This window comes from Viridibacillus arenosi (assembly GCF_001955655.1).
GTDB classification, from domain to species: Bacteria; Bacillota; Bacilli; order Bacillales_A; family Planococcaceae; genus Viridibacillus; species Viridibacillus arenosi.
Genome location: NZ_MSPW01000013.1, coordinates 33,516 through 52,447, shown reverse-complemented (window position 1 = coordinate 52,447; position 18,932 = coordinate 33,516). Strand labels below are relative to the sequence as shown.

The 18,932-nt window shown below is 36.5% G+C and carries 23 protein-coding genes and 1 riboswitch; of the genes, 12 read left to right on the top strand and 11 right to left on the bottom strand.

Features of this window, described 5'->3' with window-relative positions; genetic code table 11:
• Position 1: 1 nt before the first annotated feature.
• The 3 genes from cuyB to BK137_RS18735 all read left to right on the top strand — a co-directional run bounded on the left by cuyB (position 2) and on the right by BK137_RS18735 (position 3,181).
• A complete protein-coding gene (gene cuyB, locus BK137_RS18745) occupies positions 2-703 on the top strand; it encodes a cysteate racemase (protein ID WP_038178608.1) in 702 nt (233 codons plus the stop codon).
• Between the two features lie 100 nt (positions 704-803).
• Positions 804-1,949, top strand: a complete 1,146-nt coding sequence (locus tag BK137_RS18740) for a DEAD/DEAH box helicase (protein WP_038178606.1) — start codon at positions 804-806, stop codon at positions 1,947-1,949.
• 2 nt (positions 1,950-1,951) lie between these two features.
• Positions 1,952-3,181: an aminopeptidase gene (locus tag BK137_RS18735; protein WP_038178603.1), complete on the top strand. Its 1,230-nt coding sequence runs from the start codon at positions 1,952-1,954 to the stop codon at positions 3,179-3,181.
• A gap of 231 nt (positions 3,182-3,412) precedes the next feature.
• Here the strand turns inward: BK137_RS18735 and BK137_RS22725 are convergent, their stop codons facing one another.
• The 5 genes from BK137_RS22725 to BK137_RS22710 all read right to left on the bottom strand — a co-directional run bounded on the left by BK137_RS22725 (position 3,413) and on the right by BK137_RS22710 (position 5,051).
• The gene (locus tag BK137_RS22725) at positions 3,413-3,547 is read right to left on the bottom strand and encodes a hypothetical protein (protein ID WP_235175658.1); all 135 of its coding nucleotides are present in this window, start codon (positions 3,545-3,547) and stop codon (positions 3,413-3,415) included.
• A 58-nt stretch (positions 3,548-3,605) separates the two neighbouring features.
• Positions 3,606-3,869, bottom strand: coding sequence for a hypothetical protein (locus BK137_RS18730; protein ID WP_235175657.1), 264 nt, complete (start codon positions 3,867-3,869; stop codon positions 3,606-3,608).
• Between the two features lie 120 nt (positions 3,870-3,989).
• Positions 3,990-4,520 carry a M20/M25/M40 family metallo-hydrolase gene (locus BK137_RS22720; protein ID WP_268746449.1) on the bottom strand — a complete coding sequence of 177 codons (531 nt, stop codon included), beginning with the start codon at positions 4,518-4,520 and terminating at the stop codon, positions 3,990-3,992.
• The gene (locus tag BK137_RS22850) at positions 4,466-4,600 is read right to left on the bottom strand and encodes a peptidase dimerization domain-containing protein (protein ID WP_268746448.1); all 135 of its coding nucleotides are present in this window, start codon (positions 4,598-4,600) and stop codon (positions 4,466-4,468) included. Before BK137_RS22850 ends, BK137_RS22720 begins: the two co-directional genes overlap by 55 nt.
• An 85-nt stretch (positions 4,601-4,685) precedes the next feature.
• Positions 4,686-5,051: a M20/M25/M40 family metallo-hydrolase gene (locus BK137_RS22710; protein WP_235175656.1), complete on the bottom strand. Its 366-nt coding sequence runs from the start codon at positions 5,049-5,051 to the stop codon at positions 4,686-4,688.
• Between the two features lie 146 nt (positions 5,052-5,197).
• Positions 5,198-5,303: riboswitch (TPP riboswitch) on the top strand.
• 134 nt (positions 5,304-5,437) lie between these two features.
• On the opposite strand from BK137_RS22710, the gene thiT reads away from it, so the two are divergent.
• Positions 5,438-5,998, top strand: coding sequence for an energy-coupled thiamine transporter ThiT (gene thiT / locus BK137_RS18720; RefSeq protein ID WP_038178602.1), 561 nt, complete (start codon positions 5,438-5,440; stop codon positions 5,996-5,998).
• 203 nt (positions 5,999-6,201) lie between these two features.
• On the top strand, positions 6,202-6,954 hold the full coding sequence (gene map, locus BK137_RS18715; protein ID WP_038178600.1) for a type I methionyl aminopeptidase: 753 nt from the start codon (positions 6,202-6,204) through the stop codon (positions 6,952-6,954).
• Positions 6,955-7,013: 59 nt separating this feature from the next.
• Here map and BK137_RS18710 read toward each other — a convergent pair whose 3' ends face one another.
• Positions 7,014-7,742, bottom strand: a complete 729-nt coding sequence (locus tag BK137_RS18710; RefSeq protein WP_038178598.1) for a tryptophan-rich sensory protein — start codon at positions 7,740-7,742, stop codon at positions 7,014-7,016.
• 220 nt (positions 7,743-7,962) lie between these two features.
• On the opposite strand from BK137_RS18710, the gene BK137_RS18705 reads away from it, so the two are divergent.
• From BK137_RS18705 to BK137_RS18695, 3 genes are all read left to right on the top strand, one after another.
• The gene (locus BK137_RS18705) at positions 7,963-8,733 is read left to right on the top strand and encodes a polyphosphate kinase 2 family protein (protein WP_038178597.1); all 771 of its coding nucleotides are present in this window, start codon (positions 7,963-7,965) and stop codon (positions 8,731-8,733) included.
• A 63-nt stretch (positions 8,734-8,796) separates the two neighbouring features.
• Positions 8,797-10,587: a M3 family oligoendopeptidase gene (locus tag BK137_RS18700; RefSeq protein ID WP_038178595.1), complete on the top strand. Its 1,791-nt coding sequence runs from the start codon at positions 8,797-8,799 to the stop codon at positions 10,585-10,587.
• Positions 10,588-10,593: 6 nt separating this feature from the next.
• Positions 10,594-11,139: a GNAT family N-acetyltransferase gene (locus BK137_RS18695; protein ID WP_038178593.1), complete on the top strand. Its 546-nt coding sequence runs from the start codon at positions 10,594-10,596 to the stop codon at positions 11,137-11,139.
• 162 nt (positions 11,140-11,301) lie between these two features.
• Here the strand turns inward: BK137_RS18695 and BK137_RS18690 are convergent, their stop codons facing one another.
• The 4 genes from BK137_RS18690 to BK137_RS18680 form a co-directional block, all read right to left on the bottom strand.
• A complete protein-coding gene (locus BK137_RS18690) occupies positions 11,302-11,862 on the bottom strand; it encodes a beta-class carbonic anhydrase (RefSeq protein ID WP_038178591.1) in 561 nt (186 codons plus the stop codon).
• A 72-nt stretch (positions 11,863-11,934) separates the two neighbouring features.
• The gene (gene mreBH, locus BK137_RS18685; RefSeq protein WP_038178589.1) at positions 11,935-12,942 is read right to left on the bottom strand and encodes a rod-share determining protein MreBH; all 1,008 of its coding nucleotides are present in this window, start codon (positions 12,940-12,942) and stop codon (positions 11,935-11,937) included.
• Between the two features lie 240 nt (positions 12,943-13,182).
• Entirely contained in the window at positions 13,183-13,317 is a 135-nt protein-coding gene (locus BK137_RS22845; RefSeq protein WP_255511482.1) for a hypothetical protein, read from the bottom strand.
• Positions 13,318-13,509: 192 nt separating this feature from the next.
• Positions 13,510-14,742 carry an aminopeptidase gene (locus BK137_RS18680; protein ID WP_038178582.1) on the bottom strand — a complete coding sequence of 411 codons (1,233 nt, stop codon included), beginning with the start codon at positions 14,740-14,742 and terminating at the stop codon, positions 13,510-13,512.
• A gap of 191 nt (positions 14,743-14,933) precedes the next feature.
• Between BK137_RS18680 and motA the strand changes: the two genes are divergently transcribed.
• From motA to BK137_RS18660, 4 genes are all read left to right on the top strand, one after another.
• Positions 14,934-15,737 carry a flagellar motor stator protein MotA gene (gene motA, locus BK137_RS18675; protein WP_038178580.1) on the top strand — a complete coding sequence of 268 codons (804 nt, stop codon included), beginning with the start codon at positions 14,934-14,936 and terminating at the stop codon, positions 15,735-15,737.
• Positions 15,721-16,506 carry a flagellar motor protein MotB gene (gene motB, locus BK137_RS18670; RefSeq protein WP_038178578.1) on the top strand — a complete coding sequence of 262 codons (786 nt, stop codon included), beginning with the start codon at positions 15,721-15,723 and terminating at the stop codon, positions 16,504-16,506. Before motA ends, motB begins: the two co-directional genes overlap by 17 nt.
• 98 nt (positions 16,507-16,604) lie before the next feature.
• The gene (locus BK137_RS18665) at positions 16,605-17,696 is read left to right on the top strand and encodes a carbohydrate kinase (protein WP_038178716.1); all 1,092 of its coding nucleotides are present in this window, start codon (positions 16,605-16,607) and stop codon (positions 17,694-17,696) included.
• Between the two features lie 3 nt (positions 17,697-17,699).
• A complete protein-coding gene (locus tag BK137_RS18660) occupies positions 17,700-18,608 on the top strand; it encodes a pseudouridine-5'-phosphate glycosidase (RefSeq protein ID WP_038178576.1) in 909 nt (302 codons plus the stop codon).
• 55 nt (positions 18,609-18,663) lie between these two features.
• Here BK137_RS18660 and BK137_RS18655 read toward each other — a convergent pair whose 3' ends face one another.
• On the bottom strand, positions 18,664-18,888 hold the full coding sequence (locus BK137_RS18655; protein WP_038178574.1) for a DUF1128 domain-containing protein: 225 nt from the start codon (positions 18,886-18,888) through the stop codon (positions 18,664-18,666).
• Positions 18,889-18,932: the final 44 nt, after the last annotated feature.

Below are 18,932 nucleotides of genomic sequence, written 5' to 3'. Positions count from 1 at the left end.
CATGAATAAAAAAACATTAGGTATTATTGGTGGAGTAGGACCACTTGCAACAATGCTTGTAGGAGAAATGATTGTCCGTAGAACGAAAGCTTTCAAAGATCAGGAACATGTGCATTTCATTATAGATAATGATACGCGTATTCCTGACAGAACAGCTCATATTCTGAATCCATCTGAACCAAGTCCGGTACCTTTAATGGTTGAGGATACGCATAAGCTAGCGACTGCTGGAGCAGAGCTAATTGCAATTCCTTGTAACACAGCACATACATTTTATGATGAGCTACAAGAAAACTCACCGGTACCAGTACTGCATATGATTCGAGAAACAGCTAATAAAGCAAAACAACTCGGTGCAAAACGAGTAGGAGTATTAGCAACAACCGGTACCCTTACCTCAGGTGTATATCAACATGCATTGGAAGAGGTTGGGTTAGAACCAGTTATCCCAAATGAACAACTGCAAAAGCAAGTCATGTCAATCATTTATGACTATGTGAAAGCAGGAAAAGCCGTTACACATAACGAATGGAATATGATTGAAGAAGCGATAAAAGCTGAAGGCTGTGATCGTATTATTTTAGGATGTACAGAGCTCTCAATTGTAAATCGTGAGCTTGCTCTTGATGATTCTTATATTGATTCGTTACTTGTACTTGCTGATTGTGCTATTGTTAGTTGTGGATATGAATTACTAGATTAGAGCGCAAAAACCTGTCCTTCATCTCAATTAAAGGGCAGGTTTTTATATAAAAACTATATTTCACATTACATATATGTGAATGGGAGAAGGTGGAACAGCAATGTCTTTTTTAACTTTATTAAACGAAGATTTACAAAAAAAATGGACTTTTGAACATACAATGCCAATCCAAGATGAAATGATTCCCGCATTACTTGAGGGCAAAGACGTCGTAGCAGAATCTCCGACAGGAACGGGTAAAACACTTGCGTATCTTTTACCAATTTTACAATCAGTTGACGGTACTAAAAAAGCAACACAAGCATTAATTATCGCTCCATCACAAGAGTTATGTATGCAAATTGTTGAAGTTATCCGTACGTGGGTTGCAGGAACGAACATTACAGTCGTTCCATTAATAGGTGGCGCGAATCCACAACGTCAAATTGATAAACTAAAGAAAAAACCAACAATCGTTGTCGGCACACCTGGACGTCTAAACGAATTAGTAAAAGCAAAAAAACTAAAGCTTCATGAACTAACGAAAATTGTCCTTGATGAAGGGGACCAACTTCTTAGTCGTGACTATCGCGTATTAGTAAAATCATTTATCGATGGAGCAAGTCATGGTCGCCAAGTAGCTGTTGTTTCTGCAACAATTACTGAGGAAATCGAGCTAGTCGCTGCACGTATGATGAATGAGCCTGTACGCTTCAAAGTTAGCTTAGATGAAATGCCAAACCAAGGAAAGGTAACGCATTCATTTATGAAAATCGAAGAGAGAAATAAAACAGAAATGTTACGTAAGCTTTCAAATGTAGAAGGTTTACGTGGTTTAGCATTTGTAAATAATTTAGATCAATTATTGATGAAAGAAACAAAATTATCATACCGTGCTGCACCAATTGTTGTTTTACACTCAGAAATGAAAAAAGAAGAGCGTAAAAAGGCACTAGATTCGTTCCGTAAAGGCGAAGCACGTATTTTAATTGCGACAGATGTAGCTGCACGTGGATTAGATATTGAAGGTCTAACACATGTAATACATGTAGATGTACCACATACAATGGAGCAATACTTACATCGTTCAGGCCGTACAGGACGCGCAGGAGCAGATGGTGAAGTATTAACATTACTTGCACACCATGAAGAGCATACGTATCGTAAATGGACTCGTGAGCTGCCATCAAAACCCGTTGAAAAAACGTGGACAGCTGGAAAATTAATCGAAGGAACAACAAAACCTACTGTGAAAAGGGGCAAATAAGAATGACATTCCAGGAGAAATTAGCACAATTTGCTGAGCTTGCTGTAAAAGTAGGCGTTAATATTCAAAAAGGTCAAACACTTCTAATTAACACAACTACAGATACAATTGAGTTTACACGTTTAGTTGTAAAAGAAGCATATGCAGCAGGAGCAGGTCGCGTTACTGTCAATTTTTCTGATGGAGAGATTGACCGCGCTTTTTTTGATAATGCTCCTGAGGATGAATTTGCAAAATACCCCCGTTGGATTAGTGAACAGCGTGACGAACTAATCGAACGAAAAGGTGCCTTATTATGGATTGATGCCGCAGATCCAGATTTACTATCAGGTGTCCCTGTGTCTAAGTTATCTGCACAACAAAAAGCAGCGGGTAAAGCATTAGCGAATTACCGTAATGCTGTTATGAACGATAAAGTTGCATGGGCAATCATTGCTGTTCCGTCGAAGCAATGGGCAGCGAAAGTATTCCCAAATTTAGAAGCTGACAAACAAGTGGAAGCCTTATGGGAAGCGATTTTCAAAACAGTTCGTATTGGCGAAGGAAATGCAGTTGAAAACTGGCAAGGTCATTTAGAAAACCTAGATACTCGTGCGGCTATACTGAATGCTAAACGCTTTGTAAAACTTCACTACACAGCTCCAGGAACTGATTTGACAATCGAATTGCCTGACAAACATATTTGGCAAACTGGTGCTAGTAAAACACCAGAGAATACTTCATTTGTGGCTAATATGCCGACGGAAGAAGTATATACAATGCCATCAAAATATGGAGTAGACGGATTTGTATCAAATACAAAACCTCTTGTCTTCCAAGGCAATATCATTGATGATTTCAAATTAACGTTTGAAAATGGTAAAATCGTCAAAGCTGAAGCTGGCGTGGGCAATGATTTATTACAAGAATTGATCAAAGCTGATGAAGGTTCAAAATACCTTGGTGAAGTAGCATTAGTGCCACATGAATCACCAATTTCTGCATCAAATATTCTTTACTACAACACATTATTTGATGAAAATGCTTCTAATCACTTAGCTATCGGTGAAGCATATCCAACGTGCTATGAAGATGGTAGTGAGTTATCTCCCGAACAACTAGAAGAGCACGGTATTAATACTTCTATTACACATGAGGATTTCATGATTGGTAGTGCCGACATGAATATTGACGGTGTTTTAGAAGATGGTACAATAGAACCGATCTTCCGTAATGGTAGTTGGGCATTTTAATTAATTGAGTAAAACTGGTACGTCTCCTTGGAGGGCGTTCCAGTTTTTTTATTGTTATAGAAGAATATAACTGGGTGATGTTTAGCTTTTATTTGGAATGAAAAGGACGTGAATATTCTGCTGAATTACAAACAGATGACTTAGTGCAACAAATCCTAAAGTTAAAGCAACAATCACAATTCCATAAAAAAACCCCTATGCATGGATTTATCCGCATAGGAGTAATTAATACTATGGTTTATATCTTGTTGTGGGTGCTTGTTTTGCTTTTGATTTTGCTTTACGAGAATCAATAACTTTAATAACGATTGGATAAACAATTGGTGCTAATTTAATTGCAGTTTTTACTACGTTTCTTACCTTCATTTAGTCGCACTCCATTTCTTATAAGCTAATAATAATTTATTCCCATTGATGCTTCATCTTAAACGCGTAGTACACGAACACCTTGGATGATATTCCAAATGATTACTGCTACAGATATTAGAATTTCTAAAATGATAAACGAGATAATTAAAATTGGCCCTGTACTTATAAAATTATCAGAACCACTGCCATAAAATCCAAACACGACAAAGAAAATAATGAAACCGATAATGGATGGGATAATGAGTAAAAGATGTGATATGAATGCTCGTTTCGCATGGTTTTTTACATTCGAATCAGCACTGACAAAATAAACAATCACTGGCAAAATAAATCCGGCAAAAAATATACTAAAGTAACACAATGCAGACAATACTCGATTGTTATCCAGCCCAAGCACCTCCAGTCATATTATTATCTACGCTACAAAGCCCAAAAAGATTCAACTCAATGCATGTACTTTTATTATATCTGCGTAACGGTATACAGATGAAATACTGACATATTCAGTGGGACCATGCCAATCTGCTCCAGTCGGTCCGAATTCGATGGCTCCTACACCATCTGCAGCATAAAATCGAGTATCAGCAGATCCATGTTGTCCAAATAGCATGTCCTGTTTGTCGCAAACTGTTGTCATTGTTTTTATTAATGATAAAACAAATGGATCATCAGCATCTGTTTTAACTGCAGGAGCAATACTGTGAATAATTATTTCAGCTGATATTTTTTCATCATCGAGAATTTTTTGAATTTCATTTAGAATATCTTCTGCTGATTGTCCTCGGACGTATCGAATATAATAGCGTACATTGCACTGATCTGGGACGACATTAAAACGTTCACCTGCTTGTATTGTTGCCAAATTAATTGATGGAGAATCATAAAATACATTACGAGCATTTGTTATTGGTGATTCTAACAGTTTGAGTGGAATTGCAGGGCTTGTAAAACGGCATTTAACCCCTCCCAAGGAAGACTACCATGTGATGCTTTACCTTTAAATTGAAGTTCGAATTGAAGAATGCCTTTTGCTTGTAAACCAATCTGCATTTGTGTAGGTACACCACAAATTGGCCATTGTAGCCATTACGAGCAAGCGTACCAGAGGTATTTTCACCGCCAATTTCTTCGTCTGTCACCAGATGAAGTTGAAGGCGTCTAGGCAGCTTGTCAGCTGATTAGATAACTCTACAAAGCTGAACATCATCGCCGCAACTCCGGCTTTCATTTCAGCAGCTCCACGTCCGTATAAAAGATCACCATCTACAAAGGGGGTATATTGTTCAATTGCTGCTGGGACGACATCAACATGGCCGTTCCAGATAAGACAATCTGCACCTTGTCCAATTTCAGCTGTTAAAATATCAAATCCATTATTTTGATGTAGGTTAACATCTATACCTTGTTTCTCAAGCCAATTAGCACAAAATTGTAATGCTTCATTTGCGCCAGTAGGAGTATCACTTTTATATATGATTAGCTTTTTAAGTAAACTAATCATCTAATTGTAATCACTTCAATTAAATTCCATTTTGTTTATTATATACGTTTTGAAAGAAATCTCTCATTCATTTCAGAGTAATCTATTGAAATAAAAGAATTGTTTGAGTACAATAGGGGTGTTCTACAATTACAATTAAATGATGTATTTACCACAAGGGGAGCCGAAATGGTCGGCTGAGAGTGAACCCAAAGTTCTAACCCTTTGAACCTGTAAGTTAATGCTTGCGTAGGAATGTGGATAGAAACCGACATATAACCGATGTCAGGACCTGTCCTGATGTCGTTTTTTTGTTGCCAAAAGTTTTACTATCTAGAGCCCATTTACAAATGGGATACGTTTAGGTCTTGTGTGTTCTACATCAGAACTACGGGAGGATATTTATTTTGAACAAAAAGAGATTGTTGTTTTTAATCGAGATTGCAATTTTTTCTGCAATCGGCTTAATTTTGGATCAGTTATCATTTAAGCTATGGGCTCAAGGTGGTTCTATTAGTCTTGTTATGGTACCAATTGTATTAATGGCATTCCGATGGGGTGTATCGGGTGGTTTAATTACCGGGTTTTTAATTGGTTTATTGCAAGTGGCGATGGGTGCTTCAATTTTCACACCTGTTCAGGGATTTATCGATTACTTTATAGCATTTACTGTAGTCGGTCTAGCTGGTGTTGTGAGACATCTAGTTTTTGCAGCGAGTAAGCAATTAAACAAAAAAGCAATGACTTTGTATATTGTGCTCGGTACAACTCTAGGTGGTTTATTGAGGTATATTGCTCATACTACAGCAGGGATTGTCTTCTTTAGCGAATATGCAGGTGACCAAAATGTTTATTTGTATTCTATAATTTATAATGGTACGTATATGTTGCCAGCTACTATACTAACAGCGGTTGTAGCTGTACTTTTATTTACTTCAGCACCGCGATTATTACAACAAAAAAATTAAAAAAAAGAGGATTCCTTATAGATGGAGTCCTCTTTTAGTACTTTCAGTTATGTAATTTCATATGTTAAACATAAGAACTAAATAAAATTATTCTAAATATATAGACATTTGAAATAGCTATATACGCGATTTTCATGTTCTTCATTTTGCGAAAAAAGTGTTATAGTAGAGAGTAGACATATGAGAAGAAGGGATCGTATAAAATGATAGCTATAACTCAAGAGGATATTGCAGGATTGAAAAAAGCTGGACGTGTGATGGCCCAAATCCGTGAAGCGATGAAGGCAGCAACAAAACCAGGAATTACAACTAAAGAATTAGATGAAATTGGTGGCCGTTTATTTGAAGAAAATGGAGCCGTTTCAGGACCTAAAAGTGAATATGATTTTCCAGGATATACATGCATAAGTGTGAACGAACAAGTTGCACACGGCATTCCAGGGAACCTTACTCTAAAAGAGGGAGACCTTATTAATATTGACGTTTCAGGTCATGTTAATGGCTATTTTGCAGATACTGGCGTGTCATTTGTTGTAGGTGAAGGATCTTACCCAGAAATCGATAAACTTTGTCAAGTTGCAGAAAGCGCATTTGATCGTGCGATGACGAAAGTAAAACCAGGTGCACGTTTAAACCAAATTGGTAAAGCGGTCGAACGTGAAGCGAAGGCAAACGGTTTAGCAGTTATTATGAACTTAACAGGTCATGGCATTGGCCGTTCACTTCATGAAGATCCACAACATGTATTAAATTATTTTGATGCATGGGATCGCACCATTTTAAAAGAAGGTATGGTTTTAGCTGTTGAACCGTTCATCTCTCAAAAAGCAGAACATATCGTTGAAGCAGGTGATGGTTGGACATTTATAACGCCTGACAAATCACTAGTTGCTCAATATGAACATACAATCATCGTAACAGATGGTGAACCTATTATTACAACTAAATTAGACTAAAATAATGAAAAAGCCTCCCTTGAATTTTCTTCAAGGGAGGCTTTTTTTGTTTTCTACAGTTATTTAGAAGGCTTTTGTTTTTTTATAAATAAGATTCCTGCCAATAAGACGCCACTTAAAAAAAGTGCTGCGGTCGTTACTAGTAATTCCTCAAAGCCATTTTTTATCGCAATCCCTATATAAGCCCAAATGAAGACGATAGGAAAATAAATATCATAATGGTGGAAACGAATATGAAGTGCAATAGCGGTACCTAGAGTAAGCATAATAACAGCCCACAAAGGATTACTTAAACCTAAGCCATTCCAATGATTAGACGTTAAAACGAAAGAGATATTTGTTATTGTTGCTACGCAAATCCAAGCAAAGTAAATGGAAATGGGTATGCGCTTTGACCATGTTTGTTCATCATTACTATATGAGAAATATAGAAGTGCTAAACAAGATAATAATAGTAGCATTACAACAACAGTAAGTTGGAAGTAATTATAATGCCACAGGAAAATCCACAAAACATTAAGTAGTGAACTGGCTGTAAATAACAATGTTTGTTGAATAGAAATCGTGTTCTTTATCTGATGATTGAACCAATGTTTATAAATCCAGTAAGCTAAAGTTATGTATATAAAGCCCCAAATAGTAAAAACATATCGTGCTGGAGTGAAAAGAACCGTATAACTGTCGGAGATTTCGCCAGTAGTTTGACCATTTAGTGGAAGAATATTAGCAGCTAAGTTTACGGTTACCATTGCAATATAAGCGATGGTAATAATAATCAATCTCCCCAATAAAATCTCCTCCTTCATGTTGGGAATAGTATAAAAATCTGAATGTTGTTGCACTCTGAAGTAGAAAAGAATCTCGATAAAATTGCGTATATATACAAACAATATCTTCCGATTTTAATGTATATGTATAAAGTATACATTCGATTAGTTAGAACAACAAATATCATTTCAGTACAATTTGCTGTAAAATAATAGTATAAAAGTAAAAGGAGTGGTTAAAGTGAGTAAACGCATTGAAGATATAAAATTAGACAAACATCTAAACGATAAACCTTCCTACAAAAAGGAACTAAAAAAATTACAATTTGAACTATTAAATATTCAACAGTTCTTGTTCAATCATAATATAGGGCTTGTGTTAGCCTTTGAAGGGATGGACGCAGCTGGTAAAGGTGGAGCGATTAAACGTTTAACACAACGACTGGATCCTCGTGGATATATCGTACATCCAATTGCCGCACCGCAACCCTTCGAACTAAAATATAACTATCTACATCGCTTTTGGACGCGCCTACCTTACAAAGGGCAAATCGGCATTTTCGATCGTTCATGGTATGGACGAGTACTAGTAGAACGTATTGAAGGCTTTGCTAAACAAGAAGAATGGCAACGTGCCTACGAAGAAATTAACCGATTTGAAAAACTACTTACAGATGATAACTATATCGTAGCGAAATTCTGGATTCAAGTGTCAAATGAAGAACAATTAAATCGATTTAAAGAACGACAAGAAGATCCCTATAAAAAATGGAAGCTTACAGATGAAGATTGGCGCAATCGTGACAAGTGGCCACTTTATGTTGAAGCAGCAAATGATATGTTCAAGAAGACCGATAAACCTCATGCACCATGGATTTTAATATCAGGTGATGATAAAAATTACGCACGAATTCAAGTGTTAAAAGAAATAATCGCACATGTTACAAGAGAATGTGAACTTAGAGGATTAAAAATTACTGATCCCTCGGAAACTATTAGCGAAGAAGTCTAACTATTTCGTGTCCAGAAGTATTATACTGAATATGTAAGATAATTTAGTAATGGAGGTCGGAATATGACAAACAAAAAATTCCCAGAAGTATGGGATTTAGAGTCCGTATTTACAGGAGGTAGCAATTCAGAAGAATTAAGAATCCAATTAGACAGAATCCAAGTTGAATTAGAAGAACTTCAAAATGCAGTTTCAAGTATTGTGGCAGAAGATGCAAAATCCATTTTAAATGTTCTAGAACTAATGAAAGAAGTATATATTAATATGGGGCAAGCAGGTTCATTTGTATCTTGTTTACAAGCGCAAGATATGACTGATAAAAAAGCATCTTTACTACGTGGTGAAATTTCATCATTAGCTGCGAATTTTGCACCGATTAAATTGCAATTTCAACAAGTATTAAGTGGCATAGAAGAAGAAAAGTGGACAGATTTACTAACTACTGAGGAGTTATCACAATTCAATTTCACTTTAAATGAATGGCGAGATGAAACTAAATTAAAACTTTCTGAGCAGGAAGAGAATATTATTTCTGCATTAAAAGTAGATGGTTATAATGCTTGGGGAGAAATGTATGATCTATTGATTAGCGATATTAAAATTCCTTTTACAATTGATGGTGAGGAAAAAGAGCTTTCGGTAGGCCAAGCGAATAACTTAAGTTCACATCCAGATGCTACAGTGCGTCAAGCTGCTTATGAAGCGCTTGAAAAAACATGGACTGAAAAAGAGGAATTCTTTGCAAAAACGTTGAATCATATAGCAGGGTTCCGATTAGCTACATACAAAAAAAGAGGTTGGGATTCGGTATTACAAGAGCCACTTCAAACTAACCGTATGCAACCTGAAACGATTGATGCAATGTGGGGTGCAATTACAGATCATAAAGCACCTTTCGTTGAATATTTAAAGCGTAAGGCAGAGCTGTTAAATACAAGTACAATGGATTGGTTTAACTTAGATGCCCCAATTACTGCATCAACTGAGACGATTTCTTATCAAGAAGGCGCAGCATTTGTCATTAAAAATTTCGGACGTTTCGGCAAGAAGCTAGAAACCTTCGCTACAAATGCAATTGAAAACGGATGGATTGAAGCAGAAAATCGCCCAAATAAACGTCCAGGTGGATTTTGTACTGGTTTACCATTAACGAAAGAATCACGAATTTTCATGACTTATAGTGGTACTATGTCTAATGTTGCAACATTAGCACATGAATTAGGTCATGCATTCCATTCGTATGCATTACGTCCGATTCATACTTTGAATACTGGCTATGCAATGGGTGTAGCAGAAACAGCTTCTACATTTGCTGAAATGATTGTTGCAGATGCAGCTGTTCAAGAAGCAAACTCGGTAGATGAAAAAATAGCATTACTTGAAGATAAAATTCAGCGCAGTGTCGCATTCTTCATGAATATTCATGCTCGATTCTTATTCGAAACACGTTTTTATGAAGAACGTAAAGAAGGAATTGTACCAGCTCAACGCTTGAATGAAATAATGGAAGAAGCACAAAAAGAAGCTTATGCAGGTGCGCTAAATGTTGCTCATCCCCATTTCTGGGCTTCAAAATTGCACTTCTATATGACAAGCGTGCCATTTTATAATTTCCCATATACATTTGGCTATTTATTCTCATTAAGTATTTATGCTAAGGCGAAAGAAGAAGGTAGTAGTTTTGAAGATAAATATATCGCTTTATTACAAGATACAGCTGTTATGTCTGTAGAAGATTTAGCGATGAAACATTTAGGTGAGGATATTACAGAAAAGGCATTCTGGGAAAAGGGAATTCGTATATGTGAACAGGATGTTGAACAGTTTTTAGAATTAACCACTCAAAAAGGGTGATCTGACATGGTGTTTCTTGAAGGAAATCGCTGCTATTTACGAACATTAGAGGAAGCCGATGTTTCGGCATTCACAAATCTAGTTAAGCGTAATAAGCGCTATTGGTCGATCTATGAGCCATTACATGAGGATGAGTTTTATACAGAACACACTCAAAGAAAGAAGATTATTGAGTCTATTCAGCGTATGAGACTCAACCGTGAGTATAGTTTTGCAATATTTGCAATGGGAACGTCGGATCTTGTAGGACATATATCGATTTATTCTATCAAGAGATTACCATTTGCAAGTGCTTTTGTCGGTTATTCAGTAGATAAACGTTATATTGGACAAGGAATTGCATCTGAGGCGCTAGAGCTAGTAGTTAAATTTGGCTTTGAAGATTTGTCGCTACATCGAGTAGAAGCTTACGTATCGCCTAAGAACATTGGCTCTGTCCGCGTTTTAGAGAAAACAGGATTCCAGCGAGAAGGATTATTAAGAAAGCTACTGTACATTAACGGAAACTGGGAAGATCATTATTTGTATTCTTATATAGATGATGAATTTTGAAAGGGTAAGGCCGTCTGGCGGAGATGGAAAAGTACTGTCAGAGGGATGCTGTACGGAATGAAATAATTAGCGAATCATTTCCTGGGAAATACGTCGATTTCTGTTCGAAAAAGAAGAAGCGAGGGTCACTTAACAGGTGACTCTCGCTTTTTGTCATATCAATTATTTTGAACCGTCTTCAACTACATCAAGACGTCCTGTACTTGGGTCAATTACTAAACCGTGAACGGGAATAGAGTCGATAACTAAAGGATGACTTCGAATCATCTCAACACTATTTCGTACGTTTTCAGTTACATCATCAAAGCCTCTTAACCAGTCATGTAAGTTTGCACCAGAGTAATTTAGAAGATCAATGGTATCTTGAGAAACACCACGATCAACCATTTTAGCTAACATGTTGTCAGGGTTAACTGCACTCATACCACAATCGTAGTGCCCAATGACAAAAATCTCATCTGCTTGTAACTCATAAATTGCAACAAGTAGACTGCGCATAATACCACCAAATGGATGGTTTAATGTTGCACCTGCACTTTTAACGATTTTGACATCGCCATTACGTAAATTCATTGCTTTTGGTAATAGTTCCACAAGGCGAGTATCCATGCATGTTAAAATAACAAAATGCTTATCTGGAAATTTACTTGTAATAAAAGGCTCATATTGCTTTTCTTCTACAAAGGCTTCATTGAATGTAAGAATCTCATTTATTATAGACATTAAAAAGTTCCCCTTTCCTTACATACTTATTTTAGAATAACTATTCAGAAAAGAGAATAAGTTTTCACGAATTTAAGAATTCAATTTTTGTAAAAGGTTCATTGTATCTAGAGAACGTCCAGTACCAATTGCAACAGATTCTAATGGTGATGGAGCTAGAATAACAGGAACAAGTAGTTCATCTGAAAGCCATTCAGGCATACCTTTTAATAGAGAACCGCCACCTGTTAACACAACACCTCGGTCTACAATATCTCCGGATAACTCTGGTGGGCAGCTTTCTAATGTTCTACGAATAACCTCTAAGATTGAAAGAAGAGATTCTTTAAGGCAACCTTGAATTTCTTCTGAATTTAAAGTGATCGTTTTTGGTAAACCAGTTACTATATCTCTACCACGTACTTCCATGAACTCTTTATCATGTTGAATTAAAGCATAACCAATTTCTTTCTTAATATTCTCAGCAGTATGTTCACCGATTAGCACGCTATATTCCTTACGTGCAAAATGAATAATCTCATCATTCATTCGGTCGCCACCTAGTTTCATAGTGTTTGAAGTAACAACACCACCAAATGAAATGATTCCGACCTCTGTTGTTCCTCCACCGATATCAACGATGACACTTGCGATAGGTTCACTAACGGGAAGATCAGCACCAATTGCAGCAGCAACTGGTTCCTCGATTAAGAAGACTTCTTTAGCTCCACATTGTTTAACAGCATCTTTTATAGCTAAGCGCTCAACTGAAGTAGCTCCTGAGGGAGTGCAGACAATTACACTTGGTTTACGGATTGAGCCACCTATAATTTTTCCGACCTTTTGCATAATGACTTTAATCATTTCGGTAGTCATATCAAAGTCGGCAATGACACCATCGCGAAGGGGACGGATTGCTTGAATATTCGCGGGCGTTTTACCGATCATATTCTTCGCTTCAGTACCGATTGCGATAACTTCATTTGTAGTTGTATTTACTGAAATAACTGATGGTTCATTTAATAAAATTCCTTTGTTTTTTGTATATACTAACGTATTGGCTGTGCCAAGATCGATTCCAATTGCAGTTGTTGAAAACATTGTATACTTCCTCCCTTATAACATTGCCTCATAAGTATAGAGGAAAAACGATAAAACACATATGTTACATTTTGGAAGTTGTAAATCGTATTAAGGAAATATGTGAAATTAGTATTTTTTGATAATCATTTTTTGGTAAAAATATAGGTAATTAGTTTCATTATGTCACAAGTTTGTTACAAAATTGTGAGGAAAATATAAAAAAACAGTTACTTATTAGTAACTGTTTTGGATTAAAAGTTAGTTTTTTGGTTTTGGATCAACAAGAGTTGCAGTTGAAGTATCTAATCCTACTAGTAAATAGTGAATAAGGATTCCACCAGTGATTAGGATAAGTGCTGAAAATCCTAATACTGTTACTATAAATGTACCCATGATAAAACTCCTCTCTACCATTATTAAAGATTCATTAACTACCAGTATACATGATATTTTGCTTCAACATAAGTCTAATTTATGGATTACCATTTTACCAATGCATTATATGTACGTAAGTTGTACACTTCAGTAGGATTTAGAGTGCAAAATAATAGTTACATTATTATTTGTAGAAAACTTGCTGGAATATTAAAATGCCCAGCTTCCTTGGCGGAATATTGGTTCTACGTTGTTATCTTCTGTAATACCGTCTATATCCATCTTGTCAGAACCAATCATAAAATCTACATGTGTTAGACTTTGGTTTAAGCCGTTCTCGGCAATATCTTCACGGGACATGGTTTTACCACCTTCTATGTTGAATGCGTAAGCACTACCAATAGCTAAATGGTTGGAAGCATTTTCGTCAAACAGTGTGTTATAGAATAATAGACCCGATTGCGAAATAGGTGAATTGTGTGGAACTAAAGCAACTTCACCTAAATAATGTGAACCTTCGTCAGTAGCTACAAGTTGTTTAAGTACTTCCTCACCTTGCTCAGCAGATACGTCCACGATTCGACCATTTTCAAAGGTAATTTTAAATTGATCAATAATATTGCCACCATAGCTTAATGGTTTAGTACTAGAAACAAAACCGTTAACGCCGGTTTTAAAAGGTGCAGTAAAGACTTCTTCTGTAGGCATGTTAGCCATAAACTCTTTACCATTCACATTGACACTTCCGCCACCACACCATAAATGGTTTTTAGGAAGCTCGATTGTAAGGTCTGTTCCAGGTGCACGGTAATGCAATTTATGGTATTTTTTTTCGTTTAAATAGGATACTTTATCGTGTAGTGATTCATCAAGTGTTTTCCAGGCTTGGATTGGATCTGCTACATCGACTCTTACAGCTTTGAAAATTGCGTTCCAAAGTTGCTCAACTTGTTGGTCTTGAGGTAGTTCAGGGAAAACTTTGGCAGCCCAATCTTTAGAAGATGCTGCAATAACATTCCAACTAATTTTATCAGATTGTGCATATTCTCTATATTTACTCAAGGCTTTACCGGTAGCTTTTTGGAATGCAGAGATACGGCTAGATTCAATCCCCGCTAGTAAATCTGGACTTTGGGAAACAATGCTTATGAAAGCAGCACCTTGTTCTGCTAACCAATTGCGTTCTTCCGTTTTCCAATGTGGGTAAAAGTCAAAAGAGTCTGCGGGAGCTAACTCATAACGTAAACGGTTAATTTGATCATCTGCGAAATCAACAAATACTTGTTTAGCGCCAGCTTCATAAGCTTTTTTAGTAATTAAGCGGACTAACTCTACATTATCAGTAGAAGTGCTGATGTAAAGAAATTGATTGGGTTGGATGTTGACACCTATTTTAACAGCAAGTTCAGCATAACGATCTAATTTCTCATTGAATGAAATCATGACGACATTCCTCCTTAATTTAAGTTAATTGTAACAATTTTTGAAAGATTATAAAAGAAAAAGTGAAGGACCATAATTTTGTCCTTTTCACGAAATTTCAGCAAATATCTTCTATTGTTTACAATAGATTATTAAAATAATGAAATATAAACCGAAATAAAAAAAAGAATGACGATTTTGGGGGTACTAAAATGGATTTATCATCGATTATTGGTTTAATAATAGCTTTTGTTTCGCTATTAGCAGGAATGTATTTTAAAGGTGTTACTCCTGATGCATTACTGAATCCAGCAGCGATACTTATTATCATCTTCGGTACGATCGCAGCGATTACGATCGCATTTCCTAAGAATGAACTAAAACGTATACCTAAGCTGTTTGGTCTTATCTTCAAGGAGCAAAAGTTAGTAAGTGATGTAGAGATTATTAAAATGTTTTCGCAATGGGCAGATTTAGCTCGTCGTGAAGGGCTACTTGCACTTGAAAGTAAAGTATCGGAAATTGATGATCCATTTTTGAAAAATGGATTGACTTTGGCTATTGATGGTCAAAATGCAGATTATATCCGCGACGTCTTAAATGAAGAAGTGGAAGCGATGGAAGATCGCCATGCAAGTGGAGCTTTGATTTTCTCACAAGCAGGTACATATGCCCCAACTTTAGGGGTACTTGGTGCAGTAATTGGTCTTATCGCAGCACTAAGAGATTTAAACGATATTGAAAAATTGGGACATGCTATTTCAGCAGCGTTCGTAGCGACACTTCTAGGTATCTTCACAGGATATGTATTATGGCATCCATTTGCAAATAAGTTAAAACGTAAATCTAGCCAAGAAATTCGTCAAAAAACAATGATGATTGAAGGTATTTTATCGGTTCTAGAAGGTGAAGCTCCTCGCGTAATCGAACAGAAATTGGCATCTTATTTAACCAAAGAAGATCGCTCTCAAATAATGGACGAAAGCGGGGCGAGTGGCCTTGGCAAAGAGATCTAAAAGAAGAAAAAAGCATGAAGAACATACAGATGAATCTTGGCTAATTCCATATGCCGATATCCTAACATTATTATTAGCGCTCTTTATTGTCTTATTTGCTTCTAGTACTGTCGATGTACAAAAAATGCAACAGCTTTCTACAGTTTTTAGCTCTATTTTCGATTCAGGTGAGGGCGTATTTGAGCAGCCCTCACCAGTTGAACCACAAAAACCAGAAAGTACTGAAAAAGATAGCAACTCAGCATATTTAGAAGATCAAGAAGCCTTATCACAGATAAAAGGGAATGTAGATGAATTTATTGCTGTGAATGAGCTTGAAAAGCAATTCGCAACAAAGCTGACAGATGAAGGATTACTCGTAACAATTCGTGATAGTATTCTCTTTGATCCAGGTAAAGCTAATGTAAAAGATGAATATCAAAATATTGCGAAAGAATTATCCAAGTTACTTGTATTCGATCCACCACGTCATGTAATTATTACAGGTTATACAGATGATGTACCAATGAACAATGCAGAATTTGCTTCGAATTGGGAGCTAAGTGTTATGCGTGCAGTTAATTTCTTGAAATTAGTTGTAGATGAAAATGTTAAACTTGATCCAGCATTTTTTAGTGCAAAAGGATATGGGGAAAATGAACCTGTTGCATCTAATAAGACAGATGAAGGTCGTGCGAAAAATAGACGTGTAGAAGTACTTATTCAGCCTTTAGTGAAAAAAGAAGATACAAATACAAACGAAAAAGAAACATCAGCAAAATCAGAATAAGAAAAAACGATATGTATTTTACATATCGTTTTTTTTTTTTTTTTGACATTATAAAAACAAAAGTTTATAATCTAAACAAAAGTAATAAGGGTGATGACATGAATGAAAAAGAGTTAATGATCCTAAAGCTTATTCGCCAAAACCCTTTTTTGTCCCAACAAGAAATGGCCGAAGAGTTAAATATGTCTAGACCCGCTTTAGCGAATATTATCTCAGGGTTAACACGTCAAGGTAAAATTGTCGGGAGGGCGTATATATTGCCGGAAGAAAATGAAGTAATTTGTATCGGTGGAGCTAATATGGACCGTAAGTTTCATATTAAAGGTAAAGCTCAGTTGGGAACCTCTAATCCAGCTGCCGTTACACAAAGTATCGGTGGTGTAACTCGAAACATTGCTGAAAATTTAGGGCGCCTAGGACACCATGTTTCACTTTTAACAGGTGCAGGCAAGGATTCAGATTGGAATGCTATTAAAGAAGCTTCAGCAAGCTATATGAATGTTTCTAACGTAGAACAATTCCAAAGCGCTTCAACTGGCTCTTATACGGCAGTTTTAGATGAGCAAGGAGAAATGCTTTTAGCTGTAGCGAATATGGATGTGTATGATCTATTAGTACCAGAGTTGCTGATGAAGCACGAGGCAACGATGTCAAATGCAGCATGTATCGTTATGGATTTGAATTGTCCTAAAGAAACAATCGAGAGTATTAAAGAACTTGCATTGGTTAGACAAATTCCATTTGTATTAATTCCAGTATCGTCACCGAAGATGGATCGTATGCCAAAAGATTTAAATGGCGTAACATGGTTTATCTGTAATCGCGATGAAGCAGAAACGTATTTGGATAGTACGATTACCTCAGAGGAAGACTGGAAAAAAGCAGTACAAGCTTTATTGGAAAAAGGTGCAGAAAATGTTGTTATTACAGCAGGCAGTAAAGGCGTCTACGCAGCGTCTAAAGATTTGCCTGTGAAGAGCTATGCTGCAATTCAAATTGATCATGTTGAAGATGTGACTGGTGCTGGAGATGCTTTTGTAGGAGCATTGCTACATAGTTGGATTCTACAAGAACCTTTCGCTGAAAATATTCAAAATGGTTTGATGAACGCAGCAAAAACTTTACAAAGTGCATTTACAGTAAGACCAGAGTTATCTGCAAATAAACTAAAAAATGAGCTGGAGGAATAATTCATGAAACAATATTTATCATTCTCAGAAGAAGTAAAAGCTGCACAAGAAAAAGGGCTACCAATCGTAGCGTTAGAATCTACAATCATTTCACATGGTATGCCATATCCACAAAACGTTGTTACAGCACGTGAAGTAGAACAAATCATCCGCGATAACGGTGCAGTACCAGCAACAATTGCTATTTTAGATGGTAAAATCAAAATCGGTCTTTCTGATGAAGAGTTAGAAGTACTAGGTAACTCACCAGACGTTGCAAAAACATCTCGTCGTGACCTTGCTTATTTACTAGCAACAAAACAAAAAGGTGCTACTACAGTGGCTGCAACAATGATCTGTGCAGAATTAGCTGGCATCGAAATGTTCGTAACAGGTGGTATCGGTGGTGTTCACCGTGGCGCTGAAACAACAATGGATATTTCAGCTGACTTAGAAGAACTTTCACAAACAAATGTAGCTGTAGTATGTGCGGGTGCAAAATCTATTCTAGATATCGGATTGACATTAGAGTACCTTGAAACAAAGGGTGTTCCAGTAATCGGTTATGAAACAGACTTAGTACCAGCATTCTATACACGTGAAAGTGATTTCGCTGTAAACTTCCGTGCAGATAACCCTGAAACGGTAGCAGAAACATTACGTGCAAAATGGGATCTTGGACTTAAGGGTGGAGCAGTAATTGCTAATCCAATTCCAGAAGCTGATGCAATGGATCATGAATTCATCACTAACATCATTGAAACAGCATTGCAAGAAGCTAAAGAAAATGGTATTAGTGGTAAAAAAGTAACTCCATTCTTATTAGGTAAAGTGAAAGAATTAACAGAGGGCAAGAGCTTAGTAGCTAATATCGCATTAGTAAAACATAATGCTGTAATAGGTTCTAAAATTGCTGTAGCTTTAAATAAATAATTGGATGAAAAAAGCTAGGAACATAGCCGTTACATTATGGCTGTTCCTAGCTTTTTTATGATTTTCGGAGTGAGCCTAACTCACTTACAATTGCTTGCATTTCACTTGGGCTAAATGCATCACGTTTCATTACCATTTCATAAAGATAGACAAGGTCCTCGTATTGCTCGGTATCAAAATGCTCTGGTTTCATTGCGTCGGCATTAACCATACGAAGTTTATCTTTGATCATATCAATCATATAGATGACATTCTCAGTAGAGGGTTCAGTTAAATTCATAGGATTCCCTACCTTTCGTTACATACATAGTATCATTTCATGCA